This window comes from Pseudomonas sp. R1-6, assembly GCF_051132115.1.
Lineage (GTDB): Bacteria > Pseudomonadota > Gammaproteobacteria > Pseudomonadales > Pseudomonadaceae > Aquipseudomonas.
In genome coordinates this window covers 1,251,448-1,268,013 of the sequence record NZ_CP071662.1, presented here as the reverse complement: position 1 = coordinate 1,268,013, position 16,566 = coordinate 1,251,448, and the positions used below count along the sequence as shown (strand labels likewise).

The window sequence follows — 16,566 nt, the reverse complement described above, 5'->3', positions numbered from 1 at the left end:
CACCCGAGGGCTAAACTGGGGACAAACCAGAGGCACGGACATGACCTTCAAACTCCAATGGCTATGCGTCACCTGCCTGCTACTGATCGTAGGGCTCGGCGGTTGCGCGTCCTGGCAAGCTGAAGAGGCACCCGAGCCGCGAGTCCACCTGGTCAAGGTCGAGGTGGTGCGGGCGCGCCTGGTGGAACAAAGGTTCATGCTGCACTTTCGCGTCGACAACCCCGGTGATAGCGACCTCACCGTGCGCGGCCTGACCTACCGGGTTCATTTGGGCGACCTCTTGCTGACCGAAGGCGAGCATGAGCACTGGTTCACGGTTCGCCCCGGACGCAGCGGGTATTTCAAGCTGCCGGTTCGCACCAACCTGTGGCCCCAGGTGCGGGAGCTGGTAAAGCTGTTGGAGAAACCTCGTGAGCAGATCCCCTATCGCCTGGAAGGTGAGCTGGAAACCGGTTTATTCATCGCCCACTACGTGCACCTGGAGCGCAATGGCGTGATAATCGCCGCCGATTTAATTGCGGAGTAACCCCGATGACACAGCAACCCCATGTCCATGGCCCTGATTGCAACCACGATCATGACCACCACGACCATGATCACGGCCACGTCCATGGCCCGAACTGCGGCCACGCCCACCAAGAGCCCGTGCGCAATGCCTTGAAGGATGTGGGCCGCAACGATCCATGCCCTTGCGGCAATGGCAAGAAATTCAAGAAGTGCCACGGGGCTTGATGGCTAAAAGGTTTTTTGCCTGTTAGACCGTCATCGCGAGCAAGCTAGCTCCCACAGGATTCAAAGTCCGCCTAAGAATGTTGTGGGAGCGAGCCTGCTCGCGATGCGGCCGCCCTGTACCCCATCCATCACCCCGCCTGCAGAATCTGCATCACACTGACCACCGTCGCATATTCCCCGTGCAGGTTAGCCAGGGACATCCCATGCACCTCGGCAGCCGAACGGGCATTGCCGAAGTAATCGGCCTTGTCGAAGGTGAAACAGGCGTCTTCGGCCACCCATGTATCGAATCCCAGGTTGCCGGCCGTCCGCGCGGTGGACTCCACCGAATTGTTCGTCGCGACGCCGACGATCACCAGTTGCCCGATTCCCGCGCCGCGCAGATCCGCCTCCAGGGAGGTGCCGCAGAACGCATCCGGCACCTGCTTTTGAACCAACCGCTCCCCGGCCATCGGCTCGAACCGTTCCTGGACTTGCACGCCTGATTGCCCGGGCCAGAACACCGAGTCTTCAGAGCGGGACAGATGGTGGACATGGATGACAGGCCGCGCCGAATTCCGCCAGCGGGCAAGCAGCTCAAGCATGCGCAGCTCCGCCTCGGGGTTGTTGCGGGGGCCGAGCTTGGGATGGAGGATGCCTTTTTGTTGATCAATAAGAATCAGCGCCGCGTTTTTCTGTAGATCCATGTCGGATTTCCCATGATCGATCGTTGGATTTTGCACCACTTGAACATCACCGTTCCCTACGAGCAAGTCGTCGATCGGCCCGTGGCGAGGGGCCGCTTCATCGCCACGTGTTCAGCGGATTGCGGGCTTTGCCGCAGGCTTCGCCGCGGGCTTCGCCGCAGGCTTTCATCGCCAAATCAACAAATAACCCCACCGCCCGCTTGCGCGGCCCCTTCCTGCTCACTAACGTAGCGCCTTTATTGGTGCCACCCCCTCCCGCAGGAGCTTTGCCATGGCCTCGCCAGCCTTTATTTCCCTCATTCCCAAGCTCGGCGTAGCCGCAGCAGTGGCCAGTGTGCTCGGTTTGAGCGGTTGCCAGGCCTGGAATACCCAGGACACTGTCCCGCCTACCACCGGCGTGCAACCGCTCAAGGGGCTGGCGCAGAATGTCTCGGTCCGGCGCAACGCCATGGGCATGCCGTTGATCGAAAGCAACAGTTTCCACGACGCCCTGTTCGCCCTCGGCTATGTCCACGCCAGTGATCGGATCACGCAGATGGCGACCCTGCGCCTGCTTGCCCAAGGTCGGCTGGCGGAAATGTCCGGGGCCGAACGGCTCGATATCGACCGCTACATGCGGGCGGTGAACCTGAAGAAAAACGCCGACGAGCTTTATAAAGCGTCATCGCCGCGCCTCAAGCGATTCTTTGAAGTCTATGCCCGGGGCGTCAATGCCTACCTGTTCCGCTATCGCGACAAGTTGCCGGCGGACTTGGCTGCCACCGGCTACAAGCCCGAATACTGGAAGCCGGAAGACTCGGCGCTGCTGTTCTGCCTGCTGAATTTCAGCCAGTCGGCCAACTTGCCGGAAGAGCTGGCCACCCTGGTGCTGGCCCAGACCGTCACAAACGACAAACTGGCCTGGCTGAGCCCGTCCTACCCCGATGAACCGCTGCCCCTGGCGGAAGCCGATAAACTTCAGGGCGTCCGCCTCAATGGCCAGGTGCCCGGCCTGGACCAAATCAGCAAGGCTGGCGCCCAGTTGTCCGACCTGAATCTGTTGGGCGCAGCGTTTTCGAGCAACTGGGCCATCGCCCCGCAACGCAGCCGCAACGGTAAAAGCCTGTTGGCCAGCGACAGCCATGGCCCGCTGGGCGTGCCGTCGCTCTGGAGCCCGGTGCAGATCCGCGCGCCCAAGTACCAGGCGGCCGGGCTTTCCGTGGCGGGTATTCCGATGATCCTGGCCGGCTTCAACGGCCACGTGGCGTGGAGCATGACCAGCGTCCTTGGTGACAACCAAGACCTGTTCCTGGAAAAGATCCGACGCCAGGGCAACGGGCTGTCCTACGAAGTGAACGGCAAATGGCAGCCGGCGACCGTGCGCAACGAAACCTATTTCATCAAGGGTCAACGGTCTATTCGTGAAGCCGTGTACGAGACCCGCCACGGCCCCCTGCTCAACAGCGCTCAAGGCCCGGCCATGGCCAACGGTCTGGGGCTGGCCTTGCAATTGCCGAGTTTCACCGACGACAAGACCCTGGATGCGTTCTTCGATCTGTCACGCTCGCGAAATATCGAGAAAGCCTCGGATGCCAGCCGGGAGATTCGCGCCCTGGCGGTGAACATGGTGTTTGCCGACGCGCGCAACATCGGCTGGCAAGTGACCGGCCGCTACCCCAACCGCCGTGAAGGCGAAGGATTGCTGCCATCGCCCGGCTGGGAGGGTCGCTATGACTGGGACGGTTATGCCGACCCGATGCTGCACCCCTACGACCAGGACCCGGTCCAGGGTTGGCTCGGCACTACCAACCAGCGAGTCATTCCCCATGGCTACGGCATGCAATTGTCCAACTCCTGGGCGGCGCCGGAGCGTGGCGAGCGCCTGGCCGAACTGGCCGGCGCCGGCAAGCACGACGCCCGCAGCCTGAGCGCCATGCAATATGACCAGACCACGACGTTCGCGGCCAAACTCAAGAAAGTCTTCGAAGCCCCAGGCATGGCCCAGCCGCTGAAACAGGCGATCGAAGCCCTGCCGGTGGCGGACCGGGCCAAGGCTCGCGAGGCCTACACCCGCCTGATGGCGTTCGACGGCAGGCTCAGCCCGGTGTCCACCGACGCGGCGATCTACGAGCTGTTCCTGCAGGAAAGCATGAAGCAGACGTTCCTCGATGAACTGGGCCCAGAAAGCAGCCCGGCTTGGAAAGCACTGGTCGCGAACGGCCAACGGTCCTACTCGGCCCAGGCCGATCACCTGCTCGGCCGCGAGGACAGCCCGTTCTGGGACGACGTGCGCACCCCGCAGAAAGAAGACAAGGCCGTGATCCTGGCTCGCAGCCTGGCAGCGGCCATCACTGTCGGCGAGATCCAACTGGGCAGCGATCACACCACTTGGCAGTGGGGCAAACTGCACCGCTACGAGTGGAAAAACACCAGCGGCCAGGTCGTACGTGGGCCGTTGGCGGCTGGCGGTGATGGCACCACGCTCAATGCCGCCGCATTCGCCTGGGGCCAGGATTTCAACACCGCCCTGGCGCCGGCCCTGCGCTTGATCGTCGATTTCAGCCAGCCCGAGCCGTTGACGATCCAGGGCGGCGCCGGTCAATCGGGCAACCCGGCCAGCCCGAACTATGTGAACGGCATCGATCCGTGGATCAAGGCGCAGTATCAAAGCCTGCCGATGCAACCACAGAACTTTGATCGCGGGTATGGCAAGGCGCGGTTGACGTTGGTGCCTGGAAAATAACCTGGAACGGCCTTTGAGATTTGCGGTGAGTTGAAAATTGCCATCGCGAGCAAGCTCGCTCCCACAATGAGGCGGTGTTGAGTTCCGTATTTCCGCATCACACCAAGCCACTGTGGGAGCGAGCTTGCTCGCGATGGCGTCAGTCCGTCCTCTGAAAACCGATCGAACTTCTCCCCCCGCCCCCGCCTCTACCTGACAAGCCCATCGCCCCGGTGACCGCATGGATCTTGTCATTGCCCGCCCCGAAGGCCTGTACTGTCCGCCCGGAGATTTCTACATCGACCCCTGGCGCCCGGTAGAACGCTCAGTGATTACCCACGCCCACGGCGATCATGCCCGCGGCGGCAACCAGCACTACCTCGCAGCGGCCCCCGGCGAAGGCATTCTCCGTTCCCGGCTGGGCCAGGACATCAATCTGCAAACCCTGCCCTATGGCGAACGCCTGCGGCATCACGGCGTGACGCTGAGCTTTCATCCCGCCGGGCATGTGCTGGGCTCGGCCCAGGTCAGGTTGGAATACGAAGGCGAAGTGTGGGTCGCCTCCGGCGATTACAAAGTCGAGCCCGACGGCACCTGCGCACCGTTCGAGCCGGTGAAATGTCACACGTTCATCACCGAATCCACCTTCGGCCTGCCGATCTATCGCTGGCAACCCCAGGCGCAAGTCTTTGATGAGATCAACCAGTGGTGGCGCGGGAACATTGCCGCCGGCCGGGCCAGCGTGTTGTTCTGCTATTCCTTCGGCAAGGCCCAGCGGATTCTCCACGGCATCGATGACAGCCTCGGGCCGATCCTCGCCCACGGCGCGGTGGAACCGTTGAACCGGGTGTACCGAGAAGCAGGTATTCACCTGCCGCCGACACTTTATGCGGGCGATTTCAAAAAGAACGACCCGATCATGAGCCAGGCGCTGATCATTGCTCCACCTTCCGCCGGCGGTAGCAGCTGGATGCGTCGTTTCGGCGACTACAGCGACGCCTTCGCCAGTGGCTGGATGCGCCTGCGCGGCACCCGTCGGCGCCGCGGCGTGGACCGCGGATTCGTATTGTCCGACCACGCCGACTGGCCTGGCCTGCTCTGGGCCGTCGAGCAGACCGGCGCCGAGCGGGTCATGGTCACCCATGGTTCGGTCGCCGTGCTGGTGCGCCACCTTTGCGAACAAGGTCTCGACGCCCAGGGTTTCACCACCGAGTACGGCGACGATGAAGAAGACCTCGCCCAGGCACCCGTCAGCGGCGAGGAGGCACCATGAAAGCCTTCGCCGAGCTGTATGCCGAACTGGACGCCACCACCTCCAGCAACGCCAAGCTGGCCGCCATGCAGGATTATTTCGGCAAGGCACCGCCGGAAGATGCCGCCTGGGCTGTGTACTTCCTCTCCGGTGGCCGTCCACGGCAACTGGTGCCGGTGAAAATCCTGCGGGAGCTGGCGGTCCGGGTGTCCGGGTTGTCGCTCTGGCTGTTCGAGGAAAGTTATCAGGCCGTGGGCGACCTGGCCGAAACCATTTCTCTGGTCCTTCCCGAATCGACCCACAACAGCGACGAGGGCCTGGCGCTTTGGATCGAAGAGAAACTGTTGCCGCTGCGCGGTGAGTCGCCCGAGGTCCTGGCTCAACGGCTTCCGGCGCTGTGGGCGCAGCTCGACCGGTCGAGCCTGATGCTCTGCATCAAGCTGATCACCGGCAGTTTCCGCGTCGGTGTGTCCAAGCTATTGGTGACCCGTGCCCTGGCGACAATGGCCGGGCTGGACAGCAAACGGGTGGCCCAACGACTGGTGGGCTACACCGATCTGTCCCATCGTCCCACGGCGGCCAGCTACCTCAAGCTGATCGCCGCCGAGTCCGACGATGAACATGCCCAGCGCGGCGGCCAGCCATATCCGTTCTTCCTGGCACACGCCCTGTCGCAACCGGCGGAGCAATTCGACACCCTGCTGGGGCCAGCCAGTGACTGGCAGGTTGAGTGGAAATGGGACGGGATCCGCGCCCAGGTGATCAAGCGCGACGGCCACTTGTGGATCTGGTCCCGAGGCGAGGACCTGGTCACGGAACGATTCCCGGAACTGCACCCACTGGCCCAGGCGTTGCCCGACGGCACGGTAATCGACGGCGAGATCGTCGTCTGGAAAGCGCCGCAGTCAGTCACCGACGACGCTTTCGACCCGCAGGCGCCACTGCAACCTGCGGTGCAACCCTTCGCCTTGTTGCAACAACGCATTGGTCGCAAGACCCTGGGCAAGAAAATCCTCGAAGACGCCCCCGTGGTGGTGATGGCCTATGACCTGCTGGAATGGCAAGGCGAGGACTGGCGCAGCCGGCCCCAGGCCGAGCGTCGCGAACAGTTGGAAACCCTCGTCGCCCGCTGCCACAGCCCCGTGCTGTTGCCGTCGCCCGTCGTGACCGGCCGGGACTGGCTCGACCTCGCCCGCCAGCGCGAAGCCTCACGCAGCCTCGGCGTCGAAGGCATGATGCTCAAGGCCCGCAATGCGCTGTACGGCGTCGGGCGGACCAAAGACATGGGCGTTTGGTGGAAATGGAAAATCGACCCGTTCAGCGTCGATGCCGTGTTGATCTACGCCCAACGCGGCCATGGCCGACGCGCCAGCCTGTACAGCGACTACACCTTCGCGGTGTGGGACAACCCGCCGGGCAGTCGCGAACGCACGCTGGTGCCGTTCGCCAAGGCTTATTCAGGCCTGACCGATGCACAAATGCGCCAGGTCGACAGCATCGTGCGCAAGACCACCGTGGAAAAGTTCGGCCCGGTGAGCAGCGTCACCCCCACCTTGGTGTTCGAGTTGGGCTTTGAAGGCATCGCCCTGTCCAAGCGCCACAAGAGTGGGATCGCGGTGCGCTTCCCGCGAATGTTGCGTTGGCGCCAGGATAAGAGCGTCGATGAGGCCGACACACTGGCAACCCTTCAGGACTTGCTGAAATAACACCCCTCGCCACAAAAAACCGTTCGTCTTTTGCCATAGCGTTTTTCCAAACAGCGCACGCTCCATCCCGGTGCGCTTTTTGATGTACGCTCATCCACGCGCACCACCGCGTTCCGTCATCTGCCGCGAGTGCTTTTAAAACACTTGTTCGGCACTATGGTTCGGAAATTGCTACCTTTATGCCGTCATACCGTTCAGACCTTCACCGGTAACAATCCAACGCGCCACAAGCGCTCAAATTGGTTTTAGGGACTCAATAATGAAAAAAGCACTGCTGACCCTTTCTGCACTGGCATTGTGCGTGGCTGCTGGCGCTGCCACGGCCAAGGAATACAAGGAACTGCGTTTTGGTGTCGACCCGTCCTACGCCCCGTTCGAATCCAAGGCCGCCGACGGCAACCTGGTGGGTTTTGACATCGACCTGGGCAATGCGATCTGCGCAGAACTGAAGGTCAAATGCAAATGGGTCGAAAGCGATTTCGACGGCATGATCCCAGGCCTCAAGGCCAATAAATTCGACGGCGTGATCTCATCCATGACCGTGACCCCGGCCCGCGAAAAAGTCATCGACTTTTCCAACGAGCTGTTCTCCGGCCCAACGGCTTATGTATTCAAGAAAGGTTCGGGCCTGAGCGAAGACGTTGCCTCGCTCAAAGGCAAGACCGTTGGCTACGAGCAAGGCACCATCCAGGAAACCTACGCCAAGACCGTGCTGGACAAGGCTGGCGTCAAGACCCAGGCCTACCAGAACCAGGATCAGGTCTATTCCGACCTGACCTCCGGCCGCCTCGATGCCGCGATCCAGGACATGCTCCAGGCTGAGCTGGGCTTCCTGAAGTCGCCAAAAGGCGCAGACTATGAAGTCAGCAAGCCAGTGGACAGCGAACTGCTGCCCTCCAAGACCGCTATCGGTATCAAGAAAGGTAACAAAGAGCTGAAGGCGCTTTTGGATAAAGGTATCAAAGCGTTACACGACGACGGCAAGTACGCCGAAATCCAGAAAAAACACTTTGGCGATCTGAATCTGTACAGCGGCAAATAATGCGCAGTGCCCACCCGGTTTCGGGTGGGCACTTTTTTTCTGCCCAAGGCAATCTTCCATGTTCGAACAACTCCTACAAAATCTGGGGCTCTCGGCCTTCAGCCTGCAGGGCTTTGGCCCGCTGCTGATGCAGGGCACCTGGATGACGATCAAGCTCTCTGCCCTGTCCCTGTTGTTAAGCGTTCTGCTCGGCCTGCTGGGCGCCAGCGCCAAGCTGTCCAGCGTCAAATTGCTGCGTGTTCCAGCCCAGCTCTACACCACGCTGATTCGCGGTGTACCCGACCTGGTGCTGATGCTGCTCATCTTCTACAGCCTGCAAACCTGGCTGACGTCTTTTACCGATTTCATGGAATGGGAATACATCGAGATCAACCCATTCGGCGCCGGGGTCATCACCCTGGGCTTCATTTATGGCGCGTACTTCACCGAAACCTTTCGCGGCGCGATCCTCGCGGTGCCGCGCGGGCAGGTCGAAGCGGCCACGGCCTATGGCCTCAAGCGTGGCCAGCGTTTCCGCTACGTGGTGTTCCCGCAAATGATGCGCTTTGCCCTGCCGGGCATTGGCAACAACTGGATGGTGATGCTAAAGGCCACCGCGCTGGTGTCGATCATCGGCCTGGCTGACCTGGTCAAGGCGGCCCAGGACGCGGGCAAGAGCACCTACCAGCTGTTCTACTTTCTGGTGCTCGCAGCGCTGATCTATCTGATGATCACCAGCGCGTCCAATATCATCCTGCGCTGGCTTGAACGGCGCTACGCCGCCGGAGCCCGGGAGGCGGTGCGATGATCGAACTCCTGCAGGAATACTGGCGACCGTTTCTCTACAGCGACGGCGTCAACATCACGGGCCTGGCGATGACTCTGTGGCTGCTCAGCGCTTCGTTGCTGATCGGCTTCGTGGTATCGATCCCGCTGTCCATTGCCCGGGTTTCACCCAGGTTCTACGTCCGCTGGCCGGTGCAGTTCTACACCTACCTGTTCCGTGGCACGCCGCTCTACATTCAGCTGCTGATCTGCTACACCGGCATCTACAGCCTCGAGGCGGTGCGCGCCCAACCCATGCTCGACAGTTTCTTTCGCGACGCGATGAACTGCACGATCCTGGCATTCGCCTTGAACACCTGCGCCTACACCACGGAGATTTTCGCCGGGGCCATTCGCAGCATGAACCACGGCGAGGTCGAGGCGGCCAAGGCTTACGGCCTGACCGGCTGGAAACTCTACGCCTACGTGATCATGCCGTCGGCCCTGCGTCGTTCGCTGCCGTATTACAGCAACGAAGTGATTCTGATGCTGCACTCGACGACCGTGGCGTTCACCGCTACCGTTCCAGACGTGCTGAAGGTCGCGCGGGATGCAAACTCGGCCACGTTCCTGACGTTCCAGTCGTTCGGGATCGCCGCCTTGATCTACCTGACCATAACGTTTGCACTGGTGGGCCTCTTCCGCCTCGCCGAACGCCGCTGGCTGGCCTTCCTCGGGCCAACCCACTAAGGCTTCCGTTCCAGGACATACACGCACATGCGCCACCAGATACATGACCTGCTGGCCCCGCTGCCGGGGACCGCACGCAAGATCCACAGCTTTCACTTCGGCCCGGAAAAGGCCGATGGCAAAATCTACATCCAGTCGTCCCTGCACGCCGATGAGCTGCCCGGCATGCTCGTGGCCTGGCACCTCAAGCAGCGCCTGGCCGAGTTGGAGGCCTCCGGCCATTTGCGACACGAGATCGTGCTGGTGCCGATCGCCAACCCCATCGGCCTTGAACAAGTGCTGATGGACGTGCCGCTGGGCCGCTATGAGTTGGAGAGCGGGCAGAATTTCAACCGCCGGTTCGTCGACCTGAGCGAAGAGATCGGCAACGAAATCGAAGGCCTGTTGACCGACGACCCGCAGCACAACCTGATGCTGATCCGTACCAGCCTGCGCGATGCCCTGAGCCGCCAGAGCGCCAGCACGCAATTGCAATCCCAGCGCCTGGTCCTTCAGCGGCTGGCCTGCGACGCCGACATGGTGCTCGACCTGCATTGCGATTTCGAAGCCGTGGCCCACCTCTACACTACCCCCGAAGCCTGGCCGCAGGTCGAGCCGCTGGCACGCTACATCGGCGCCGCGGCCAGCCTGTTGGCCACCGACTCGGGCGGCCAGTCGTTCGATGAGTGTTTCACGCTGCTGTGGTGGCAGCTCAAGGAACGTTTTGGCGAACGATTCGAGATTCCCCTGGGAAGCTTTTCGGTCACCGTCGAACTGCGCGGCCAGGGTGACGTCAACCACGGCCTGGCGAGCCTCGACTGCCAGGCATTGATCGAGTACCTGATCCACTACGGCGCCATCGACGGCGAACCGGTGCCGTTGCCCGACCTGCCCTACCCGGCCACGCCGCTGGCGGCCGTCGAACCGGTGGCGACGCCGGTTGGCGGGCTGCTGGTGTACAACGCCCTGCCCGGCGAGTACATGGAGGCGGGGCAACTGATCGCCGAAATCATCGACCCGGTCAACGACACCGTCACGCCCGTTCATTGCCGCAACGCCGGGCTGCTTTATGCCCGCTCGCTGCGCCGCATGGCCACCGCCGGCATGGTCATCGCCCATGTCGCCGGAACCGAAGCCTACCGCAGCGGCTACTTACTTTCGCCTTGAGGATGCCTGTTCCATGTACAAACTGACCATCGAAGGCCTGCACAAGAGCTATGGCCAGCACGAGGTGCTCAAAGGGGTTTCACTCAAGGCCAGGACCGGCGACGTGATCAGCCTGATCGGCGCCAGCGGCTCGGGCAAAAGCACCTTCTTGCGCTGCATCAACTTCCTCGAACAACCCAACGACGGCGCCATGACCCTGGACGGCCAGTCGATCCAGATGATCAAGGATCATCACGGCATGCGCGTGGCCGATGCCGACGAGCTGCAACGCATCCGTACGCGCCTGGCCATGGTGTTTCAGCACTTCAACCTATGGAGCCACATGACCGTGCTGGAAAACATCACCATGGCGCCACGCCGGGTGCTGGGTGTCAGCAAGCAGGAAGCCGACGAGCGCGCCCGTCGTTATCTCGACAAGGTCGGCCTGCCGGCCCGCGTCGCCGAGCAATACCCGGCGTTCCTGTCCGGCGGGCAGCAACAGCGCGTGGCGATTGCCCGCGCCTTGGCGATGGAGCCGGAAGTCATGCTGTTCGACGAACCGACTTCCGCCCTCGACCCGGAGCTGGTGGGAGAAGTGTTGAAGGTGATCCAAGGCCTGGCGGAAGAAGGCCGCACCATGATCATGGTGACTCACGAAATGAGCTTCGCCCGCAAGGTTTCCAATCAGGTGCTGTTCCTGCACCAGGGCCTGGTGGAAGAAGAAGGCGCGCCGCAAGACGTGCTGGGCAACCCCAGGAGCGAGCGACTCAAGCAGTTCCTCAGCGGCAATCTGAAATAACTCCCCGCCTCCGTGGCGAGGGAGCTTGCTCCCGCTGGCGTTCAATCAACGAGTCTTAAACACAGCAATACCTGCGGGAGCGAGCTTGCTCGCGAAGGCGATAGACCAGTCGCCATCGATGCTGCCTGAGCTGGCCCTATCGCGAGCAAGCTCGCTCCCACAGGGGTCCGCGCCCGACCAGTCGATCAAATAAACCTTCATCTCCTGCCGTGGTCACTGAAGAAGGACCTTCAGGGCGCACACGGCACGCATGGCGACATCCAGCAACTTCGCAAAAAAGTGGTTCGACGCCCGGGGCTGGAAGCCGTTCGCTTTTCAAAAAAATGTGTGGGCCGCGGTCAAGCGCGGCGAGTCGGGGCTGCTGCACGCCAGCACCGGCGCCGGCAAGACCTACGCCGTGTGGTTTGCCGCCCTCAACCGTTTCGCCCGCGCCGTGCCGCCGCCGGACAAACCCCGAAAACGCAAACCTGCGGCCGAGCCGTTGACAGTCTTGTGGATAACGCCGATGCGCGCGCTGGCCGCTGATACCGGCAAGGCACTTCAAGCGCCCCTCGACCCGTTGCAGATCCCCTGGACCGTCGGCCTGCGCACCGGTGACACCAGCGCGAACGAACGCGCCCGCCAAGGCCGACGCCTGCCCACGGCGCTGATCACCACCCCGGAAAGCCTGACCCTGATGCTGGCCCGCGCCGACGCGAAAACCGCCGTTTCGACCTTGCGCATGGTCGTGGTGGATGAATGGCACGAATTGCTCGGCAACAAGCGTGGCGTGCAGTTGCAACTGGCCCTGGCCCGCTTGCGGCGCTGGCATCCGGGGCTGATCGTGTGGGGAGTCTCCGCGACCCTGGGTAACCAGGCCCACGCCGAACAGGTGCTTATCCCACAAGGCAATGGTGCCAGCGTGCAGGGTGCCAACGCCAAGGCTCTACAGGTCGATACGCTGTTGCCGCCGACCCTTGAACGTTTCCCCTGGGCCGGGCACATCGGCTTGAAAATGCTGCCCCAGGTCGTCGCCGAAATCGACGCCAGCAGCAGCTGCCTGGTCTTTACCAACACCCGTGCGCAGTCGGAAATCTGGTACCAGGCGATCCTCGAGGCACGTCCGGACTGGGCCGGGCTGATCGCGCTGCATCACAGCTCGTTGTCCCGCGAGACCAGGGATTGGGTGGAACAAGCCCTCAAGGATGGCCAGCTCAAAGCGGTGGTGTGCACCTCAAGCCTGGACCTTGGGGTGGATTTTCTGCCGGTAGAACGGGTGTTGCAGATCGGCTCGGCCAAGGGTTTGGCGCGGCTGATGCAGCGCGCCGGACGCTCCGGCCACGCGCCGGGACGGACCTCGCGAATCACACTCGTGCCGACCCATAGCCTGGAACTGATCGAGTCCGCCGCCGCGCAGGACGCCGTGGCGCAGCGGCGCATCGAGCCCCGGGAATCGCCGCACAAACCCCTGGACGTGCTGGTCCAGCATTTGGTCAGCATGGCCCTGGGCGGCGGTTTCAGGCCCGACGAACTGTTCGACGAGGTCCGTGGCGCCTGGGCTTACCGCGATTTGAACCCTGCCGAATGGGCATGGGCCCTGGCGTTCGTGCGCCACGGTGGACTCTCGTTGACGGCCTACCCTGACTATCGACGGGTCGAGCCGGACGAGCACGGCGTATGGCGCGTGCCTGACGCACGCCTGGCCCGGCGCCACCGCATGAGCATCGGCACCATCGTAAGCGACGCCAGCCTGCAGCTGAAGTTCTGGAGCAAGGGTGGGGGCGGCAGGACCTTGGGCAGCGTGGAAGAAGGTTTTATCGCGCGGCTGCGTCCCGGCGACGGGTTTCTCTTCGCCGGGCGGTTATTGGAACTGGTCCGGGTCGAAGACATGACGGCCTACGTGCGGCGCAGCCAGGCGAAAAAAGCTGCCGTGCCACGCTGGAACGGCGGCCGCATGCCACTTTCCAGCGAACTTGCCGCCGCGGTCGTAGCACGCCTGAGCGAGGCCGCCGCAGGCCATTTCGACGGCCCGGAGATGCGCGCCGTGCAACCATTGCTATCGACGCAACTGCGCTGGTCCGGCCTCCCCACGCAGAGTACGTTGCTGGCCGAAGCGCTCAAGTCCCGGGAAGGCTGGCACCTGTTCCTCTATCCATTCGCCGGGCGCCAGGTTCACCTCGGGCTTGCCAGCCTGCTGGCCTGGCGCGTCAGCCAGCGACAACCGGTGACATTTTCCATCGCGGTCAACGACTACGGACTGGAACTGCTCAGCGCCACCCAAGTGGACTGGTCAGCGCACCTGAACCCGGGGCTCTTGCGCACCGATAATCTGCTGGTGGACGTGCTCGCCAGCCTGAATGCCGGAGAATTGGCGCTGCGGCGCTTTCGCGAGATCGCCCGAATCGCCGGGCTGGTATTCGCCGGCTATCCCGGCGCGCCGAAGAGCACACGGCAAGTCCAGGCCTCCAGCGGACTGTTTTTTCAAGTGTTCAAGCAATACGACGCCGATAACCTGCTGCTGGCACAGGCCGGCGAGGAGGTCCTGCGCGAAGAATTGGATATACGCCGACTGGAGCAGACCTTGGAACGCCTCGATACGTTGAAGCTGGACCTGCACATCATTAAACGCCCCACCCCGCTGGGCTTCCCGTTATTGGTGGAACGGTTCCGCGAAAGCATGAGCTCGGAAAAACTTGCCGATCGCATCCGCCGGATGGTCAGCGAACTGGAACGAACCGCCGATAAAGGTACCGTCTGATGCCCGCGCCCTACCCCATCAACCTCGCCGGTGAAGAACTCTGGCTGCTGCCGCACAAAGCCCTGTACTGGCCGGCCCAGGAAACCCTGATGGTGGCCGACGCACATTTCGGCAAGGCCGCTGCCTATCGCAGCCTCGGCCAACCGGTGCCCCACGGCACGACGGCGAGCAATATCGCCGAGCTGGATCAACTGCTGGCAAGCGTGCCGTGTCGATTGCTGATTTTCCTTGGGGATTTCCTTCACGGGCCTGGTTCCCATGCCCCCGGCACACTGAACGCTCTCGCCGGTTGGCGTGAACGGCATCAAGCACTTCCCATCACACTCATACGTGGCAATCACGACAAGAGCGCTGGCGATCCACCGCCCTCGATGAATATCCGCGTCGTACCCGAGCCACTGCTGCTGGGCCCGTTCGCCGTGCAACACGAACCCACGCCGCACCCAAGCCGACATGTGCTGGCCGGGCATGTGCACCCGGTCTATCACTTGACAGGCAAAGGCCGGCAACGGCTTCGGCTTCCGTGTTTCCGCCTCGGTAGTGATGTCAGCCTGCTGCCGGCCTTCGGTGCGTTCACCGGAGGCTATCGGGTCGAGCAGGACAACGACTGCAAGATCTTCGTGATTGGCGACAACGAAATATGGCCCGTCAGCTGAAGCGCATTCGCTTCAACTGACGGGCCATATGTGATCAGGCTACGGGCGCAGGAGGCGGCTCGTCGGGAAGTGTCGGTTCGCCGGGTTCGGTTGGCTGCTCGTTGGGGGTATCGGGATCTGGCTGACCGGGGATGCCGCCTGCCGCTTCAGCAGGATGGGCCAGCAGTGACCAAGCCAGGACGCCGATCTGATTGGGCTCAAGACTTGCCAGTTCGGCACTGATTCGCGGATCGATCTTCATAGAGCTACTCCTGAGCGAAGGCCCATTGGGCTGACGCAAAAAAACGGGCAGTACACTTCATAGAGTGCCTGCCCGCCCAGGAATTCCAACAGCTCGTCAGAATCAGGTACGCGGCAGTGTCACGCCGCGCTGGCCCTGGTATTTGCCACCCCGGTCCTTGTAGGACACTTCGCACTCTTCATCGGATTCGAGGAACAGCATCTGCGCCACGCCTTCGTTGGCGTAGATCTTGGCCGGGAGGGTCGTGGTGTTGGAAAACTCCAGGGTCACATGGCCTTCCCATTCCGGTTCCAGCGGCGTGACGTTGACGATGATGCCGCAACGGGCATAGGTGCTTTTACCCAGGCAAATGGTCAGCACGTTGCGCGGAATACGGAAATACTCGACGGTGCGGGCCAGGGCGAAGGAGTTCGGCGGAATGATGCAGACATCGCTCTTGATGTCGACGAAGCTCTTCTCGTCGAAGTTCTTCGGGTCGACGGTGGCCGAGTTGATGTTGGTGAACACCTTGAATTCATCGGCGCAGCGCACATCGTAGCCGTAGCTGGAAACACCGAAGGAAATCAGCCGGTCGGCGCCTTCGCCACGCATCTGGCGCTCTACGAAGGGCTCGATCATGCCGTGCTCTTGCGCCATGCGGCGAATCCACTTGTCCGATTTGATGCTCATGGCGGGTTTCCTGAATAGCGAGGTGGAAAAAACTGTCCGGCATCTTACCGGGGCGCGGGGCGGGTTCAAAGTGCGGGACGCAATTCTCGCCGATCCACCTTGATTTCCGGGCCCTGGCGGCAACCGTCAGCGCCGTCAGTCATTAAAACCGAGAAACCTTCGCAAAGACCATTGGCACGTTCCGGAAAAAGGGTTAAGGTGGCGTCACTGTGCTGCTTGTGTCACTGAGAATCTCTACACGATATGTTGAATTTCGATCCAACCATCTACAAGAATTTTTCCTGCTCTTTGCACTCAGTCTCGGCCAGGGTTCTTCCTGAGTCGCAGTTATCTTTGTTCAAGGAGTTACACCATGTCTAATCGCCAAACCGGTACCGTTAAGTGGTTCAACGATGAAAAAGGCTTCGGCTTCATCACTCCACAATCCGGTGACGATCTGTTCGTTCACTTCAAAGCTATCCAATCCGACGGCTTCAAAAGCCTGAAAGAAGGCCAACAGGTTTCTTTCATCGCTACCCGCGGTCAGAAAGGCATGCAAGCTGAAGAAGTTCAAGTTATCTAACTTGTACTTGCTTTAGTAAGAAGCCCCGCCCTTAAAAGCGGGGCTTTTTTGTGCCTGTTGATTTTTCAGGCACAAAAAAACTGTGGGAGCGAGCTTGCTCGCGATAGCGGTCTGTCTGATCCACCGTTATCGCGAGCAAGCTCGCTCCCACAGGAGGGTTCGTT

General features: G+C 61.8%; 16 protein-coding genes. 13 read left to right on the top strand and 3 right to left on the bottom strand.

Annotated features, from left to right (window positions below; translation table 11 throughout):
• Window positions 1-40 precede the first annotated feature (40 nt).
• Complete coding sequence (locus tag J3P81_RS05945; protein WP_420764313.1) at window positions 41-526, top strand: LEA type 2 family protein; 486 nt, start codon at window positions 41-43, stop codon at window positions 524-526.
• 5 nt (window positions 527-531) lie between these two features.
• Window positions 532-732: an SEC-C metal-binding domain-containing protein gene (locus tag J3P81_RS05940; RefSeq protein WP_034146774.1), complete on the top strand. Its 201-nt coding sequence runs from the start codon at window positions 532-534 to the stop codon at window positions 730-732.
• A gap of 128 nt (window positions 733-860) precedes the next feature.
• On the opposite strand, the gene J3P81_RS05935 is transcribed toward J3P81_RS05940, so the two are convergent.
• Window positions 861-1,418 (bottom strand): cysteine hydrolase family protein, encoded by a 558-nt coding sequence (locus J3P81_RS05935; RefSeq protein ID WP_434562628.1) that lies wholly within the window; start codon window positions 1,416-1,418, stop codon window positions 861-863.
• Between the two features lie 271 nt (window positions 1,419-1,689).
• On the opposite strand from J3P81_RS05935, the gene J3P81_RS05930 reads away from it, so the two are divergent.
• The 10 genes from J3P81_RS05930 (at window position 1,690) to pdeM (ending at window position 14,930) form a co-directional block, all read left to right on the top strand.
• Window positions 1,690-4,140 carry a penicillin acylase family protein gene (locus J3P81_RS05930; RefSeq protein ID WP_434562626.1) on the top strand — a complete coding sequence of 817 codons (2,451 nt, stop codon included), beginning with the start codon at window positions 1,690-1,692 and terminating at the stop codon, window positions 4,138-4,140.
• Between the two features lie 220 nt (window positions 4,141-4,360).
• On the top strand, window positions 4,361-5,392 hold the full coding sequence (locus J3P81_RS05925) for a ligase-associated DNA damage response exonuclease (RefSeq protein WP_434562624.1): 1,032 nt from the start codon (window positions 4,361-4,363) through the stop codon (window positions 5,390-5,392).
• A complete protein-coding gene (locus J3P81_RS05920) occupies window positions 5,389-7,077 on the top strand; it encodes an ATP-dependent DNA ligase (protein ID WP_434562622.1) in 1,689 nt (562 codons plus the stop codon). Before J3P81_RS05925 ends, J3P81_RS05920 begins: the two co-directional genes overlap by 4 nt.
• Before the next feature lie 259 nt (window positions 7,078-7,336).
• Window positions 7,337-8,119 (top strand): transporter substrate-binding domain-containing protein, encoded by a 783-nt coding sequence (locus J3P81_RS05915; protein ID WP_434562620.1) that lies wholly within the window; start codon window positions 7,337-7,339, stop codon window positions 8,117-8,119.
• A gap of 58 nt (window positions 8,120-8,177) precedes the next feature.
• The gene (locus tag J3P81_RS05910; RefSeq protein ID WP_420764307.1) at window positions 8,178-8,906 is read left to right on the top strand and encodes an ABC transporter permease; all 729 of its coding nucleotides are present in this window, start codon (window positions 8,178-8,180) and stop codon (window positions 8,904-8,906) included.
• Window positions 8,903-9,613 carry an ABC transporter permease gene (locus J3P81_RS05905; protein ID WP_434562618.1) on the top strand — a complete coding sequence of 237 codons (711 nt, stop codon included), beginning with the start codon at window positions 8,903-8,905 and terminating at the stop codon, window positions 9,611-9,613. Before J3P81_RS05910 ends, J3P81_RS05905 begins: the two co-directional genes overlap by 4 nt.
• Before the next feature lie 27 nt (window positions 9,614-9,640).
• On the top strand, window positions 9,641-10,759 hold the full coding sequence (locus J3P81_RS05900; protein WP_434562616.1) for a succinylglutamate desuccinylase/aspartoacylase family protein: 1,119 nt from the start codon (window positions 9,641-9,643) through the stop codon (window positions 10,757-10,759).
• 13 nt (window positions 10,760-10,772) lie between these two features.
• Window positions 10,773-11,537 (top strand): ABC transporter ATP-binding protein, encoded by a 765-nt coding sequence (locus tag J3P81_RS05895; protein ID WP_420764304.1) that lies wholly within the window; start codon window positions 10,773-10,775, stop codon window positions 11,535-11,537.
• Between the two features lie 250 nt (window positions 11,538-11,787).
• The gene (locus tag J3P81_RS05890; RefSeq protein ID WP_434562614.1) at window positions 11,788-14,274 is read left to right on the top strand and encodes a ligase-associated DNA damage response DEXH box helicase; all 2,487 of its coding nucleotides are present in this window, start codon (window positions 11,788-11,790) and stop codon (window positions 14,272-14,274) included.
• Window positions 14,274-14,930, top strand: a complete 657-nt coding sequence (pdeM, locus tag J3P81_RS05885) for a ligase-associated DNA damage response endonuclease PdeM (RefSeq protein WP_434562612.1) — start codon at window positions 14,274-14,276, stop codon at window positions 14,928-14,930. Before J3P81_RS05890 ends, pdeM begins: the two co-directional genes overlap by 1 nt.
• Window positions 14,931-14,964: 34 nt before the next feature.
• On the opposite strand, the gene J3P81_RS05880 is transcribed toward pdeM, so the two are convergent.
• Entirely contained in the window at window positions 14,965-15,171 is a 207-nt protein-coding gene (locus tag J3P81_RS05880) for a hypothetical protein (RefSeq protein ID WP_420764301.1), read from the bottom strand.
• Window positions 15,172-15,273: 102 nt separating this feature from the next.
• Complete coding sequence (gene dcd / locus J3P81_RS05875; RefSeq protein ID WP_017126297.1) at window positions 15,274-15,840, bottom strand: dCTP deaminase; 567 nt, start codon at window positions 15,838-15,840, stop codon at window positions 15,274-15,276.
• Between the two features lie 352 nt (window positions 15,841-16,192).
• Here dcd and J3P81_RS05870 point away from each other — a divergent pair, with 352 nt between their 5' ends.
• Window positions 16,193-16,402, top strand: a complete 210-nt coding sequence (locus J3P81_RS05870; protein WP_002554837.1) for a cold-shock protein — start codon at window positions 16,193-16,195, stop codon at window positions 16,400-16,402.
• Window positions 16,403-16,566: the final 164 nt, after the last annotated feature.